Below are 13,534 nucleotides of genomic sequence, written 5' to 3'. Positions count from 1 at the left end.
CGGTGAGGGCATACTTTAGTGCTGAATGCCTGACTGTTCAGGCATGTCGCCTGTAGATACAGTACTGTTGGAAGTGACCACGCTTTTTTTGCGCGCATATCTGTCCGGCTGGCCTTCAGGACGGGTTTTGAAGCGTCGGTGCAACCACATATATTGCTCCGGCGCCATCAGCACCGCGCGCTCAATCGCCCTGTTCATTTGCGTGGCTACCGACGCTTTATCACCGCCATGCAGCGTTTCGCCGATATCTTCAAGAATAATCAGTTCGTAACCGCTGCCGTCTGCCTTTCTGCGTGGAACGAACGGGATCACCGCCGGTCTGGCACTCTTCACCAGCATATAACTTCCGGCGGTTGTCGCGGCATCAGGAACCGCAAAGAACGGTACAAACACGCTGTTGGTTTTGCCGTAGTCGTGATCCGGGGCGTACCAGAGAATGTCATTCTGCTTCAGGGCGCGGATCATGCCCTTCAGGTCGTAGCGATCCAGCATGGTTTTATTTGAGCGCAGACGGCCGCGCGTCTGCAGCCAGTCCAGCAGCGCATTATTGTTAGGGCGATAAACACCGACACCCGGGTTGAGCATGCCAAAGATCCTCGCCCCCAGTTCAAGCGTGAGAAAATGCATACCGATGAGCACCACGCCATTTCCGCGCGCCCGGGCCTCTTCCATATATTCATATCCGCTGACGCTGAAACATTTACGCACACGCCAGTCAGGCCAGAACCAGGCGATCCCGGTTTCGATGACGCCCATGCCAACCGATTCAAAATTACGCTGCAGTAGCTTTTCGCGCTCATCCTTTTTCATGTCGGGAAAACAGAGCTCAAGGTTGCGGCGAGCGATGTCCACACGACGGGGAAGCAAACGCATGGCCAGACGACCAAGCCCGTGTCCGATTCTTAATAAAAGGGGATACGGGAGCTGCACAATGCACCAGAGCGCTGCAATGCCTGTCCAGCTGAGCCAGTAACGAGGATGAAAAAAGGCGAGTGAGAACTGAGGTAATTTTGTCATGAGAAAATTATCCTGTACTGAATTTAACGCAACTGCTGTGCTTACCAGATGATTTCGTGAAAGTTTTAGAGAGGGAAAGTGTAACGGAAACGTCACAGGATCGTATTATCGATTTTTGCGAAATGTCGGGAGAAACTTAAATGCCGGGTCAACGAGGCCGCTGCCCGGCAAATAAAATTACATCGAATAGCCGGGCTTTTTAATCAACGAATCCAGCTTCGGGCCAATTTCGCTGTCCCAGACCTGCGCTTTCCAGTCTTCAGGATTAACCTGGTTTAACGCCACCGACACTGAACTGTCTTTACTGTTGAAATGACGAATTATCACCTCGGCAATATCAGCCGCCAGCGCGTTTTTTTGTTCGTCGTTTAAATCCCGGGGAAAACATTTGATATCTACATGTGGCATGTGCAGGCTTCCTGTTATGAATCAGGTTTACACGTTATCAGATAATGCCATTTGCCTTTAACACCTTGTGCAGTTCAGGAAGCTGACACACGGCGTCTGCAATGGCCGTTATCTTTGGCGTATTCTCGGCAAACCACGCATGCCGTGGCCCCCAGGTACGTGCGACCGCAATATAGACGTCGAGTAGCGTAAGCTGTTCACCCAGCGCAAACGGGGCCGCTTTGAGCTGGCTATCGAACCACAAATAGAGGGATTTGCGGTATTCGATACAATTTTTCTTCAGTTGTTCCGGTGCGTCAGGCACCCAGCGTTCGGGATAATCGGCATAGGTAAAGGTCGGATAGACGTTCGCGACAAACCAGATAAGCAAGCGCTGAAATTGCTGACGTTCTGCCTGTCCGACGGGCGGCGCCAGATCGGGACACCTGTCGAGCACCATCAGGGCGATGGCGGCTGTTTCGGTCATGATTGCGCCATTTTCCAGCGCCAGCGTCGGCACCTGGCACAATGGATTGAGTCTTTGCAGCAATTCGCGCTGCGGACCGGGCGCATCAAACCCGTCCACATTAATAAACTCGTAAGGGATGTCTGCCAGAGTCAGCATCACTTCGCTGATTGCCGAGCCCCAGCCGGGTGCACCATAAAGTTTGATCATGTTGCCCTCTCAGGAGTGAAAATCCTAAGTGTAGAGCACAATTAATACGTGATCCCAGGCGGGTTAACCTCCGAGTGTGTCACCGCTTCGCCCTGCTCTCCCCAGCGCGCCAGCACCTTCTGATACTCCCCGCGCGTGATCGCGCCGTCCAGCGCGGCCTGCAGGGCGTAGACCAGTTGATTGCCTTTTTTGGTGGTCGTGGCGACATACGCTTTTTTCGGGCCCAGCCCGACAACGCGCGTTTTACCGGTCAGCGCGGCTTTATATGCCGCGACCGACTGTGGTCCAAAGAACACATCCGCCCGCCCGGACTGAATATAAAGATTGCCCGAGGCATCATCCGTCAGGTACACCGGCAGCGCGGGCTCACGCCCGGCCTTTTTATTCTCCTCGTTCCAGCCTAACAGGATGCGCTCCTGATTGGTGCCGGATCCGACAATAACCTTTTTACCCGCAAGATCTTCAGGACCGTTAATCGCCTGCACCGGACTGGTGGATTTCACCGTAAACGCCAGCGAATCGACGCGATAGGTTGCAAAATCAAACTTCTCTTTGCGCTGTTCGGTCACCGCAATGTTCACCAGCGCCACGTCATAGCGCCCGGAAGTGATCCCCAGCGGCCAGTCTTCCCAGGCGGTGGGAACGAGCTTCAGTTTTAGCCCCAGGCTGCCTGCCAGCAGCCGTGCGATATCCGGATCGCTGCCGATTCGCGTACGGTTGTCGCTGGCAAGCAGGGCCAGCGGCGGTGAGTTAAGCGCAGAAATGGCCACCGTGAGGGTTCCCGGCTCGACAAATTTGTAATGAGCGGGGATCTTCGCCACCGCCTGCTGATCCACCGTCACCGGCAGCGGCAGCTCGTTGGCTTTTAAATTAATACTGGCATGGCTGGCGGCGGTAAAGGCCAGCCCTGCCAGAAGTCCATATTTCATGGGTACTCCTTACAGGACTCGTGCAAGGAACTGGCGCGTTCGCGCGTGCGATGGCCGGTTCAGCACCTCGTCGCTGCTGCCCTGCTCCACAATTTTACCGTCGACCATAAACACCACCTGATCCGCTACTTCTCTGGCGAAACCGATCTCATGGGTGACCACCACCAGCGTGGTGCCGGAACGGGCGAGTTTCTTGATGACATCCAGCACTTCGCCAACCAGCTCCGGGTCTAGCGCCGAGGTGGGTTCATCAAACAGCATGACTCGCGGACGCAGCGCCAGCGCGCGGGCAATGGCGATGCGCTGCTGCTGCCCGCCAGAGAGATGGCGCGACCAGGCATCCGCTTTATCACGCAGCCCCACCACATCCAGCAGGCTATACGCCTGCTCAACGGCCTCTTTTTTGCTCAGTTTTTTATGGGCGACAGGCGCTTCAATCAGGTTTTCCAGCACCGTGAGATGCGGGAAGAGATTAAAGTTCTGGAACACATAACCCACATTGACGCGCTGTTTGAGGATCTCTTTCTCTTTTAACTCGTAGAGTTTGTCACCCCGACGGCGATAGCCGATGTAATCCCCGTCAATCTGAATAAACCCTTCGTCGACGCGCTCAAGGTGGTTGATGGTGCGCAGCAGGGTCGATTTACCGGAGCCGGACGGTCCGAGGATCACCGTGACGGATCCCGGTGGGATCTCAAGCGACACGTTATCGAGCGCTTTATGGCGACCAAAGAATTTACTGACGCCGGTAATGGAAATATGTCCTTCATGAGAGGCTTGCATGGACGGGCTCCTGTGCGGGCGTGGTGGTGACGGAACGGGAACGGGTACGGGTACGGCTGAGGGTACGGTTCTGATTCACCGCCGAGCGACGTTCGCTGCGGGCCAGTCCCCGCTCAACACCATACTGGATAGCGGACAACACGGTGGTAATCACCAGGTACCAGGCGGCACCTACCATCAGCAGCGGGATCACCTCCTGCGTGCGGTTGTAAATCATCTGGATGGTGTAGAACAGCTCCGGCATGGCCAGCACGTAAACCATCGCCGTCCCCTTCGCGAGACTGATGATTTCGTTAAACCCGGACGGCAGTATGGTGCGCAGCGCCTGAGGCAGAATGATCCGCACCGTACGACGCCAGGCCGGTAGCCCCAGCGCAGCGGCCGCTTCATACTGACCATGATCCACGCCGAGGAAGCCCCCGCGAATGATCTCCGCGGTATAGGCGCTCTGCACCAGCGTTAGCCCGACAACGGCGGTAGAGAATTGCCCCAGCACATTGATGGTTTCAAAGCTGCCCCAGGTCATGCCGGTGAACGGCACCCCGAGCGAGAGCGTGTCGTAGAGATAGGAAAAGTTATAAAGGATGATCAGCACTACAATCAGGGGCAGCGAGCGAAACAGCCAGATATAGCCCCAGGCCAGGCTGCTCAGCAGCCAGGATGACGAGAGTCTCGCCAGCGCCAGCATACCGCCCAAAATCACGCTCAGCGCGGTGCCGATCAGCGTCAGCAGTAATGTCTGGCCGACGCCTTCAAGGATCACCGGGTCGAAGAACCAGCGGGCAAACACAGACCACTCCCAGCGCGGGTTAAAGGCGACGGACTGGACAACGACCGCCAGGACAAACAGCGCCACCACGGCACCGACGGCCCGTAGCGGATAACGCGCCGGGACCACTTTTATGGTTTCAACGTTGCTCATCATCGTACCTCATGCGGTTTTACTTAACGCTTCACGAACCAGCGTTTTGGTGAAACGCAACCGACCATCAAACGGGGGCTGGCTGTACTCTTCCGGATCGCGGTTGAGATCGAACTGCGGCTGGTAACCCTGGCTAAGATAGAGCCGTACCGCTTCCGGCTGGCGAAAACCGGTGGTCAGGTAGATCTGGCTGTAGCCTGCCAGCACCGCCCGGCGCTCCAGCTCCTGCACCACGCGCCCCGCAAGCCCCTGCTGACGCAGGCTTTTGTCCGTCCAGATGCGTTTGATTTCTGCGGTGCGTTCGTCGAAGGGTTTGTACGCCCCGGTGGCAATAATCTTCCCGTCACGCTCCAGGACGATAAACAGCCCCTGCGGCGCCAGATACCACTCGGTGAGCTCGACCTCAGCATCTTTCGAAAAATAGTCACCGTAGCGGGCAGCGTATTCACCGAACAGCCCATTGATGATGGGCTGAAGATCGGCATCTTCCGGCGAAACGTCACGAAATTGTTCGCTCATAACGCCTCCTTAATCACCCAGACCGGCCGGGTTGACTTCCGACTGCGGGATGCGTTCCACCCCTTCTCCCCAGCGGTTCAGCACTTTGTCGTAATCGCCGTTTTTGATCACGCCATTAAGCGCGGTCTGCACCGGTTCCACCAGGCCGCTGCCTTTTTTCAGCGTCACCGCGATATGCGCCGCCTTCGGCCAGCCGCCGTCAACGCTTCCCACCAGTTTGGTTTTACCGGTCAGCGCCGCTTTCCACGCGCCAATCACGTTTGGGCCAAAATACGCATCCGCACGCCCGGACTGGAGCGCCAGCGTTTGTGCCGCATCATCTTTGGTGTAGACCGGGGTAAACGGTTTCAGTCCCTTCTTAAGGTTTTCGGCGTTCCATGCCAGCAGGATGGCCTCCTGGTTAGTGCCTGAGCCCACAATAATCCGCAGCCCGGCAATGTCCTCCGCCTTCTGCAGGGATGTGATTGAACTGGTTGATTTCACATAAAAACCGAGCGAATCCTTACGGTAGGTGGCGAAATCAAACTTCTCCTTACGCGCTTTAGTCACGGTGATGTTGCTGATCGCCGCATCGTATTTCCCGGAGGCCACCCCCAGCGGCCAGTCCTCCCAGGAGGTTGGCACCACGTTCAGCTCCAGCCCGAGGCTGTCCGCCACCAGACGGGCCACGTCAACTTCGCTTCCCAGAAGCGTTTTGTTGTCATCCGAGAAAACCGTCAGCGGCGGTTGATTGAGGCCCGCCACCGCGACGGTGAATTTCCCCGGCACGGCAAAGCGATAATCTTTCGGCAACTGCGCGATGGCATCGCCGTTTTTGGCGGTATTGATCGGCGTTTTGTTGGCCTCAATACTCACGCCGGTGCCGTTAATGTTCACATTCTCTGCCCAGACGGCAGGGGTAAAGGCCAGCGCGAGCGCCAGAATAAGCGATGGTTTCTGCATAGCGGGTTCTCTTTTATTGTTGTGTGAACTGATTTTTGGGTTCGTCCAGGCCCAGGCTGTCGCGCAGCGTGGTCCCGGGGTAGTCAGTGCGAAACAGGCCGCGGGCCTGTAGCACCGGCACCACCTGGTCAACAAAGCGCGGGAAGGTATCTGGCGTCCCGCCCTGGATGATGAAGCCGTCGGCTGCATAGCCGTCGAACCACGCCTGCAGGCCGTCCGCCACCTGCTCCGGCGTACCGGAAAAACGGGGGCGTGGTGAGGCCGCTTCCAGCGCGACCTGACGCAGCGTCAGCTGACGTTCGCGGGCATTGCGCTTTATCTCATCCGTGGTACTGCGGAAGCTGTTTTTTCCCAGATAGCCGAGGTCCGGGAACGGCTCGTCGAGCGGATACTGGCTGAAATCGTGATGTTCGAAATAGCGTCCGAGATAATTGAGCGCATCCTTAACCGACACCAGCGCCGCGGTGGTCTGGTACTGGTTTTCCACATCTTCGGCATCTTTTCCGACAATGACGCTCACGCCCTGGAAGATGTGCAAATCAGAGGCACGACGACCGTTGTTTTCCAGCTGCTGCTTCACATCGCGGTAGAACGCTTGTGCTTCTTCGAGAGTTTCATGGTGGGTGAAGATCGCATCGGCATGCTTCGCAGCCAGCTTTTTACCGTCGTCCGATGCGCCCGCCTGGAACACAATCGGACGTCCCTGCGGCGTGCGACCAATATTGAGCGGCCCGGCGACCTGGAAGAAATCACCCCGGTGATCCAGGGTATGCAGTTTGGCGGGGTCAAAAAACTGACCACTCTCTTTGTTGCGCACAAAGGCATCGCCTTCCCACGAGTCCCACAGCCCTTTCACCACATCGAGATACTCATCCGCAATGCGGTAGCGCAGCGCGTGCTCGGGGTGTTTTTCACGCGAGAAGTTCCTGGCCGACCCTTCCAGCGGCGAGGTCACGACGTTCCAGCCCGCACGGCCGTTGCTGAGATGATCCAGGCTGGCAAACTGGCGCGCCACGGTAAAAGGTTCGCTGTAGGAGGTGGATAACGTGCCCACCAGCCCCAGACGCGAGGTAATGCTCGCCAGCGCGGAGAGCACCGTTAACGGCTCAAAGCGATTTAAAAAATGCGGGATCGATTTCTCATTTATGTAGAGGCCATCGGCTACGAATAAAAAGTCGAGCTTGCCCTCCTCTGCTTTTAACGCCGTCGCTTTGACGAAATCAAAATTAATACTGGCATCGGCGACCGCCGCAGGATGGCGCCAGGCGGACATATTCCCGGAAGCACCGTGCAAAATGGTCCCCAGCCGCAATTGTCGGATTGCAGACATATTCACCTCTTCTGAATTAAACGTGTTGCAGGGCTTTTTCCGCAAGCTGTGCAAAATAACGGGCAGCCGGCTCAATTAATGCTTCGTCCGGATTAAAGGCCGGGTGATGTAAACCATACGGGCTATTGCTGCCAATGCTGACAAACGCGCCGGGGATCTGCTGCAGATAGACTGCAAAATCCTCTCCGCCCATATGCAACTCGGCATGCTGCGTTTCATACCCCGCTTCCCGGGCAACCGAGGTGGCAAACGCCGCCCAATGCTCGTCATTGACCAGCGCAGTCGGCCCGGCATACCAGGTGATATCAATCCGGGCACTGAAGGCGCTGGCGAATCCGGCAGCGATTTCACCGACGCGCGCTTTGACGTTCTGCTGAACTTCCGTGCGATGCGTGCGCAGCGTCCCTTCCAGCTCAACGCTTTCCGGCAGGACGTTCCAGGTATTGCCGCCCGCAATGCGCGTTACGCTCAGCACAACGGAATCCAGCGTATTCACGTTGCGACTGGCGACGCTCTGCAACGCGGTAACAAGCTGGCTTGCCAGCACAATCGCGTCGTTGCCTTCATGAGGCCGTGCGGCATGAGCACCTTTGCCGGTAATGCGGATCACAAACCGATCGACGTTGGCATAGAACGGCCCGCCGCGGGTGGCAAATTCACCCACCGGCAACCCCGGCTCGTTGTGCATCCCGAAGATGGCGCTGACGTCACGTAACGCCCCGGCCCGCACCATGCTCTTCGCACCGCCAAAGTTCTCTTCGGCAGGCTGGAACAGGATCCGCACGCGGCCGTTGAGCAACGCTTCACGTTCTTTTAGTTTTAATGCCGCCCCGAGGATCACGCTGGTGTGGATGTCATGACCGCAGGTGTGCATGACTCCCGCACGCTGCGAGCTAAACGCCACCCCGCTGCGCTCTTCGATCGGTAAGGCATCAATGTCCGCCCGCAGGGCAATCAGTTTGTTGCCGGTGCCGATCTCCGCCACCAGCCCGGTAGGCAAGTCATAAGGTAGCGGTGTAATACCGGCATGGGTCAGCCACTGGTGCAAACGGGCGGTTGTTTCCACCTCATGGCCCGACAGCTCCGGGTGCTGGTGCAGCTCACGACGCCAGGCAATCAGTTGTTCGCCAAAACGCATACGTTAACCTCCCTGTTAAGTCGCGCCTGCGCCAGCAGACGCAGGGACTGCACGCGCGCGGCGCCGTCCGCAACCGGTGTGTCGATAATGAATTCGTCAATCCCCCACTGGTGATGCAGAGCGTCCAGTTGTGCCAGTACCGACTCAGCGGTCCCGGCCACCAGCGACTGCGCGCGACGCGCTATACGCAGCGGCTCGCTGCCTGCCTGACGCGCAAACGCATAGGCTTGCTCTTCGCTGGCCACCGTAACGCGCTGGCCGTTTGCCAGCTCCACGCCCCAGACTTCAACCTTTTGTGCCAGCGAGTGCGCCTGGGCCTGAGAGTCCGCCACAATGACCTGCACCGCCACAATCACCTCCCGGGCGCTGTGTTCACGCCAGGTGGTGATGACCTCGCGCAGCAGGTCGGGATCGCCATTCAGGTGAGCAGCAAAGACAAAATGCCAGTTGAGCTTTGCGGCCAGCAGAGCACTTTCGACACTCGCCCCCAGCAGAAATCCTTGCGCCGGAACCGGCGGCAACGGCGTGGCGCGCACCGCCTCCTCCGCGGACTGATTTTCAGGACGGATCCAGCTATCGAGCTGCGCCAGCTGTTCGGCAAAGCTGCCCTTTTCCTGCTGATTCAGACCGCGTTGCAACGCGCGGGTGGAGAGCGGCAGACCGCCAGGCGCTTTTCCAACGCCCAGATCCACGCGTCCGGGAGCCAGGGCAGCCAGGAGATTGAAGTTTTCTGCAACTTTATACGGGCTGTAGTGTTGCAGCATGACGCCGCCCGATCCCACGCGGATACGCGTTGTCTGCCCGAGGATCCAGGCAATCAATAACTCCGGCGAGGGGCTGGCCAACTGTGGGGTGTTGTGGTGTTCGGCAATCCAGAAACGGTGATAACCGAGAGTTTCCGCCTGTTGCGCCAGCGCCAGGGTTCGCGCCAGCGCATCGGCGGCTGTTTCATTTTCAGCGATGGGGCTTTTATCCAGAATGCTGATTCGCCAGGACATGTTGCGTTCTCGTTTGACTTAACATGTCGTTATTAATAAAGGCGTATTTCACCGCTGAGAAACAATTAATTTACATTTGGTTTGCCGGAAATCAGATATATAAAACCCTGTTAAGAATAAGACTTTAGGGAGGAAATCAGCATTTCCGCCTGAGCGCGGCGGGTAATACGGATAAAGCGTATGTGTGCGTAGTCCGGGTTTTGCATATCGACCTGATAACGCCTGCGGTTGTTGCGCCAGGTTTTAATCGTCCAGATGATAATGGACTCTCTGCTGAAGAAGGCGCGCCGGAAACTCTCTTTATTGCCCGTTCCCGGCCAGAGTTCGTGTTGATGCCAGGCCCGCTTGATCGCCCGGATAACGGCCTGATACAGCGTACGGACAAATCCATAGTCCACCCAGACGACCAGATCCACATTGCGCCATTTAACAGGGCGCGTGCGGTTATAGTTGCCATCGAGCACCCAGTTTTGAGAAGCGCTTAATGCATGCTCCAGTTTTTCCAGAAACGCATCATCTGCTGTGCCCTGCCAGTTCGGGCGCCAGTAAAGCCTGTCCATCTCAATATAAGGAATAGCCAGCTCATCAGCGATCCGTCTTGCCAGCGTGGTTTTTCCACTTCCGCTGGTGCCGATTACATTAATTTTCACCGTTAGCCTCGTTCTGGCAGAATAAAAACCAAACCGATCATAGCGTTTACCTTCCGCTAGTTCCACTGAGCAACTGATAAGCACCACTGATGTTTAAATCATCAATCCGCGAATCTTTTGTCTAAAAACTCACCACGATTCAGCGCGTTGTGATCCCCGTCTGCTCTGACCACACGATTTCCTTCGACGTGCATCACTCTCGGCACGGTTATATTTTGCGTCGCTTATCAATTGCAGGTAGGATGCCTCGCCATGTTTCGCCTTATCCATACGCAGAATGACTGGGAAGGCGACATGTGTTTGCGCAGAAGCAATCGTTTGTATGCTCTCTGCCAGGCAGGACTATCACGATAATGGTTCAGACAGGCAAACAGGTAACTCAATGAAAACAAGCAATAAAAGCGCAGCCGATCATCATGCTGCTAAACGTCGCTGGTTAAACTCCCATGAAGAGGGCTACCACAAAGCGATGGGCAACCGTCAGGTTCAAATGATCGCCATCGGCGGCGCTATCGGTACAGGTCTGTTTTTAGGTGCTGGTGCACGTCTGCAGATGGCTGGCCCGGCTCTCGCCCTCGTCTATCTGGTGTGCGGGATCTTCTCCTTCTTCATTCTTCGCGCGCTGGGCGAACTGGTACTGCATCGCCCTTCCAGCGGCAGCTTTGTCTCTTACGCCCGCGAATTTCTCGGTGAAAAAGCCGCCTATGTCGCTGGCTGGATGTACTTCGTTAACTGGGCGATGACCGGTATCGTCGATATCACTGCCGTTGCGCTGTATATGCACTACTGGGGCGCGTTTGGCGATATCCCGCAGTGGGTCTTTGCGCTTGGCGCCCTGGCGATTGTCGGCACCATGAACATGATCGGCGTGAAGTGGTTCGCCGAGATGGAGTTCTGGTTTGCACTGGTAAAAGTGCTGGCGATTGTGATTTTCCTGGTCGTCGGTACCGTCTTCCTTGGCAGCGGTAAGCCGCTGGACGGCAATGCAACCGGCTTCCATCTGATAACCGATAACGGCGGCTTCTTCCCGCACGGTCTGCTGCCGGCGCTGGTTCTGGTGCAGGGCGTGGTGTTCGCCTTTGCCTCTATCGAGCTGGTGGGTACGGCGGCAGGCGAATGTAAAGACCCGCAGACCATGGTGCCAAAAGCCATTAACAGCGTGATCTGGCGTATCGGTCTGTTCTATGTGGGTTCTGTGGTGCTGCTGGTTCTGCTGCTGCCATGGAACGCCTACCAGGCGGGTCAGAGCCCGTTTGTGACCTTCTTCTCTAAACTCGGCGTGCCATACGTGGGCAGTATCATGAACATCGTGGTGCTGACCGCGGCGCTCTCCAGCCTGAACTCTGGCCTCTATTCTACCGGCCGTATTCTGCGCTCCATGTCGATGGGCGGCTCTGCGCCGAAGTTTATGTCGAAGATGAGCAAGCAGCAGGTGCCATATGCCGGTATCCTGGCGACGCTGGTGGTCTACGTGTTTGGCGTGTTCCTGAACTACCTGGTGCCGTCCCGCGTGTTCGAAATCGTGCTGAACGTGGCCGCGCTTGGGATTATCGCCTCCTGGGCCTTTATCGTGGTCTGCCAGATGCGTCTGCGCAAAGCCATTAAAGAGGGCAAAGCGGCTGACGTAAGCTTCAAGATGCCAGGTGCTCCGGTGACCTCATGGCTCACCCTGCTGTTCCTGTTCAGCGTGCTGGTACTGATGGCGTTCGACTACCCGAACGGCACCTATACCATCGCCACCATTCCGCTGCTGGCCGTTCTGCTGATTGCCGGCTGGTTTGGCGTGCGTAAGCGCGTGCATGAAATCCACAGCACCGCGCCGGTTCATCATGACGATGAAAAACACGACGGCCCGCTGGTGGAAGAGACCTCGCGTTAATAAAAAAAGCCGGGTGGCGGCTTCGCCTTACCCGGCCTACATTTCAGGGTTTTGTAGGCCCGGTAAGCGCAGCGCCTCCGGGCAATGCCCACATTAGAGCGCGATACGTACCACATCGTCAGGCTGGGTCGCTTCCTGCTGACGGGTGGATTTCTGTTTCACCGTCACGTACAGCGTTTTGCCATCGGCAGAGAGCGCCAGGCTGTTTGGATAGACCGGCGTGTCGAAGGTTTTCGTCACTTTGTAGGTTTTGGTGTCAATCACGCTCACCTTTCCGGCTTCACGATGCGTCACGTACACTTCGTTGCGCGTCGGGTTAAAGAGCACCGCCAGCGACTCTGGCGTCGCGATCTTCTCAATCACGCTGCCATCTTTCAGGCTCACCACCAGCACTTCCGGCTGTTTTGAATCGGTCAGGAAGGCACGCTGCCCGGCCGTATCCAGACTCAGGTTCAGATAGAAGTGCTCTTTACCATCATCCTGCACCTTTTTGCGGCTGATGATTTTGTTGCTGGCGGTATCAATTGTCACCAGTTCGCCGTCGGCGTTGGTGGTATAGAGGCGTTTCGCCTGCGCATCCAGCGCCAGGCCGGTGCCGTAAGTACCGGTATTGGCGATGGTATCCTTCAGCTTCAGCGTTGTGCCATCCACCACCCAGATCACGCTCTCTTTACCGACCCCGGTGATGTACACGGTGTGGGTGGCATCATCCGCCACCAGCTGGCGTGGCTGCAGCGGTTTGACCGTGTCACTGCGTTTGCGGTCGTCCAGAACCAGGCGCCCTTTCACCTCGCCCGTTTTGGCATCAATGGCGGTCACGGCACCGTTGATGGTGTTGCCCAACCACAGCGTCTGGGAAGCCGAATCCAGGGTGGCGCCAAACGGTTTAAGATCGTTATGAATAACTTGCGTCACGTCCAGTGTGACCGGATCGAGGCGATACACAATTCCGCCTTTATCCATTTTACGGCTTTGTGATGTCGCAACCCACAGCGCATTCTCCTGCTGGCTCACGGCCATTTCATACGCGCCTTTGCCTACCGCTTTGCGCAACATCTCTTCGCCAGCATGCACCTGGAAGGTACCGGCAAGCAGTAAAGCGCTACACAACAGAGAACGACGCAGACGCGGCGAGCACAGATGACGTAAAGACATAACAATTCCTTTTTCACTAGAGGGGGTGTACTGCTGACATCACTTCCGGTCGGCAACGTCATGGCATTGCCGTTTTGTTAATGAGAATAGTAATCATTAATCAGCAAAATGTGGAGTTTTTCTTTTCCGTTTCGCCTTTCCTTAACGCAATGTGCGGTTATAGTTTTCAAAGCATTTACAAAAGTTTTAACATATATGCACATGTTCCA

Annotated in this window: 12 protein-coding genes and 1 pseudogene; 1 reads left to right on the top strand and 12 read right to left on the bottom strand. The window is 56.5% G+C overall.

The genetic code is table 11. The features are described 5' to 3' along the window. Positions 1-15 precede the first annotated feature (15 nt). The 11 genes and pseudogenes from ECL_RS09265 to ECL_RS09210 form a co-directional block, all read right to left on the bottom strand. Entirely contained in the window at positions 16-1,017 is a 1,002-nt protein-coding gene (locus ECL_RS09265) for a Kdo(2)-lipid IV(A) acyltransferase (protein ID WP_013096503.1), read from the bottom strand. Positions 1,018-1,194: 177 nt separating this feature from the next. Further along, positions 1,195-1,425 carry a tautomerase PptA gene (gene pptA, locus ECL_RS09260; RefSeq protein ID WP_013096502.1) on the bottom strand — a complete coding sequence of 77 codons (231 nt, stop codon included), beginning with the start codon at positions 1,423-1,425 and terminating at the stop codon, positions 1,195-1,197. A gap of 37 nt (positions 1,426-1,462) precedes the next feature. Continuing rightward, the gene (locus tag ECL_RS09255) at positions 1,463-2,080 is read right to left on the bottom strand and encodes a glutathione S-transferase family protein (protein WP_013096501.1); all 618 of its coding nucleotides are present in this window, start codon (positions 2,078-2,080) and stop codon (positions 1,463-1,465) included. A 41-nt stretch (positions 2,081-2,121) separates the two neighbouring features. Beyond that, positions 2,122-3,009: an ABC transporter substrate-binding protein gene (locus ECL_RS09250; protein WP_013096500.1), complete on the bottom strand. Its 888-nt coding sequence runs from the start codon at positions 3,007-3,009 to the stop codon at positions 2,122-2,124. Positions 3,010-3,018: 9 nt separating this feature from the next. Then, positions 3,019-3,792, bottom strand: a complete 774-nt coding sequence (locus ECL_RS09245) for an amino acid ABC transporter ATP-binding protein (protein WP_013096499.1) — start codon at positions 3,790-3,792, stop codon at positions 3,019-3,021. Then, on the bottom strand, positions 3,776-4,714 hold the full coding sequence (locus ECL_RS09240; RefSeq protein ID WP_013096498.1) for an amino acid ABC transporter permease: 939 nt from the start codon (positions 4,712-4,714) through the stop codon (positions 3,776-3,778). Before ECL_RS09240 ends, ECL_RS09245 begins: the two co-directional genes overlap by 17 nt. Positions 4,715-4,723: 9 nt before the next feature. Continuing rightward, positions 4,724-5,233, bottom strand: coding sequence for a GNAT family N-acetyltransferase (locus ECL_RS09235; protein ID WP_013096497.1), 510 nt, complete (start codon positions 5,231-5,233; stop codon positions 4,724-4,726). A gap of 9 nt (positions 5,234-5,242) precedes the next feature. Further along, positions 5,243-7,505: pseudogene (locus ECL_RS27730) on the bottom strand (NtaA/DmoA family FMN-dependent monooxygenase). A gap of 16 nt (positions 7,506-7,521) precedes the next feature. Further along, positions 7,522-8,643 (bottom strand): amidohydrolase, encoded by a 1,122-nt coding sequence (locus ECL_RS09220; protein ID WP_013096494.1) that lies wholly within the window; start codon positions 8,641-8,643, stop codon positions 7,522-7,524. Next, entirely contained in the window at positions 8,622-9,641 is a 1,020-nt protein-coding gene (locus ECL_RS09215) for an LLM class flavin-dependent oxidoreductase (protein ID WP_013096493.1), read from the bottom strand. The genes ECL_RS09220 and ECL_RS09215 overlap by 22 nt, the downstream gene beginning before the upstream one ends. A 110-nt stretch (positions 9,642-9,751) precedes the next feature. Then, complete coding sequence (locus ECL_RS09210) at positions 9,752-10,291, bottom strand: AAA family ATPase (RefSeq protein ID WP_044158442.1); 540 nt, start codon at positions 10,289-10,291, stop codon at positions 9,752-9,754. Between the two features lie 382 nt (positions 10,292-10,673). On the opposite strand from ECL_RS09210, the gene ansP reads away from it, so the two are divergent. Then, positions 10,674-12,170, top strand: a complete 1,497-nt coding sequence (gene ansP / locus ECL_RS09205) for an L-asparagine permease (protein ID WP_020684770.1) — start codon at positions 10,674-10,676, stop codon at positions 12,168-12,170. Positions 12,171-12,263: 93 nt separating this feature from the next. Here the strand turns inward: ansP and yncE are convergent, their stop codons facing one another. Next, positions 12,264-13,325 carry a 7-bladed beta-propeller protein YncE gene (gene yncE / locus ECL_RS09200; RefSeq protein ID WP_013096490.1) on the bottom strand — a complete coding sequence of 354 codons (1,062 nt, stop codon included), beginning with the start codon at positions 13,323-13,325 and terminating at the stop codon, positions 12,264-12,266. Between the last annotated feature and the right edge of the window lie 209 nt (positions 13,326-13,534).

The sequence above is a fragment of the Enterobacter cloacae subsp. cloacae ATCC 13047 genome, assembly GCF_000025565.1.
GTDB classification, from domain to species: domain Bacteria; phylum Pseudomonadota; class Gammaproteobacteria; order Enterobacterales; family Enterobacteriaceae; genus Enterobacter; species Enterobacter cloacae.
Note: the sequence above shows the minus strand (reverse complement) of the source record. Positions and strands in the feature narration are given on the sequence as shown.

Excerpts from the sequence above, each read along its gene's own strand:
- ECL_RS09265 (WP_013096503.1), bottom strand. The coding sequence starts at position 1,017 with ATGACAAAATTACCTCAGTTCTCACTCGCCTTTTTTCATCCTCGTTAC.
- ECL_RS09215 (WP_013096493.1), bottom strand. The coding sequence starts at position 9,641 with ATGTCCTGGCGAATCAGCATTCTGGATAAAAGCCCCATCGCTGAAAAT.
- yncE (WP_013096490.1), bottom strand. The coding sequence starts at position 13,325 with ATGTCTTTACGTCATCTGTGCTCGCCGCGTCTGCGTCGTTCTCTGTTG.
- ECL_RS09220 (WP_013096494.1), bottom strand. The coding sequence starts at position 8,643 with ATGCGTTTTGGCGAACAACTGATTGCCTGGCGTCGTGAGCTGCACCAG.
- ECL_RS09245 (WP_013096499.1), bottom strand. The coding sequence starts at position 3,792 with ATGCAAGCCTCTCATGAAGGACATATTTCCATTACCGGCGTCAGTAAA.
- ansP (WP_020684770.1), top strand. The coding sequence starts at position 10,674 with ATGAAAACAAGCAATAAAAGCGCAGCCGATCATCATGCTGCTAAACGT.
- ECL_RS09235 (WP_013096497.1), bottom strand. The coding sequence starts at position 5,233 with ATGAGCGAACAATTTCGTGACGTTTCGCCGGAAGATGCCGATCTTCAG.
- pptA (WP_013096502.1), bottom strand. The coding sequence starts at position 1,425 with ATGCCACATGTAGATATCAAATGTTTTCCCCGGGATTTAAACGACGAA.
- ECL_RS09255 (WP_013096501.1), bottom strand. The coding sequence starts at position 2,080 with ATGATCAAACTTTATGGTGCACCCGGCTGGGGCTCGGCAATCAGCGAA.
- ECL_RS09250 (WP_013096500.1), bottom strand. The coding sequence starts at position 3,009 with ATGAAATATGGACTTCTGGCAGGGCTGGCCTTTACCGCCGCCAGCCAT.
- ECL_RS09240 (WP_013096498.1), bottom strand. The coding sequence starts at position 4,714 with ATGAGCAACGTTGAAACCATAAAAGTGGTCCCGGCGCGTTATCCGCTA.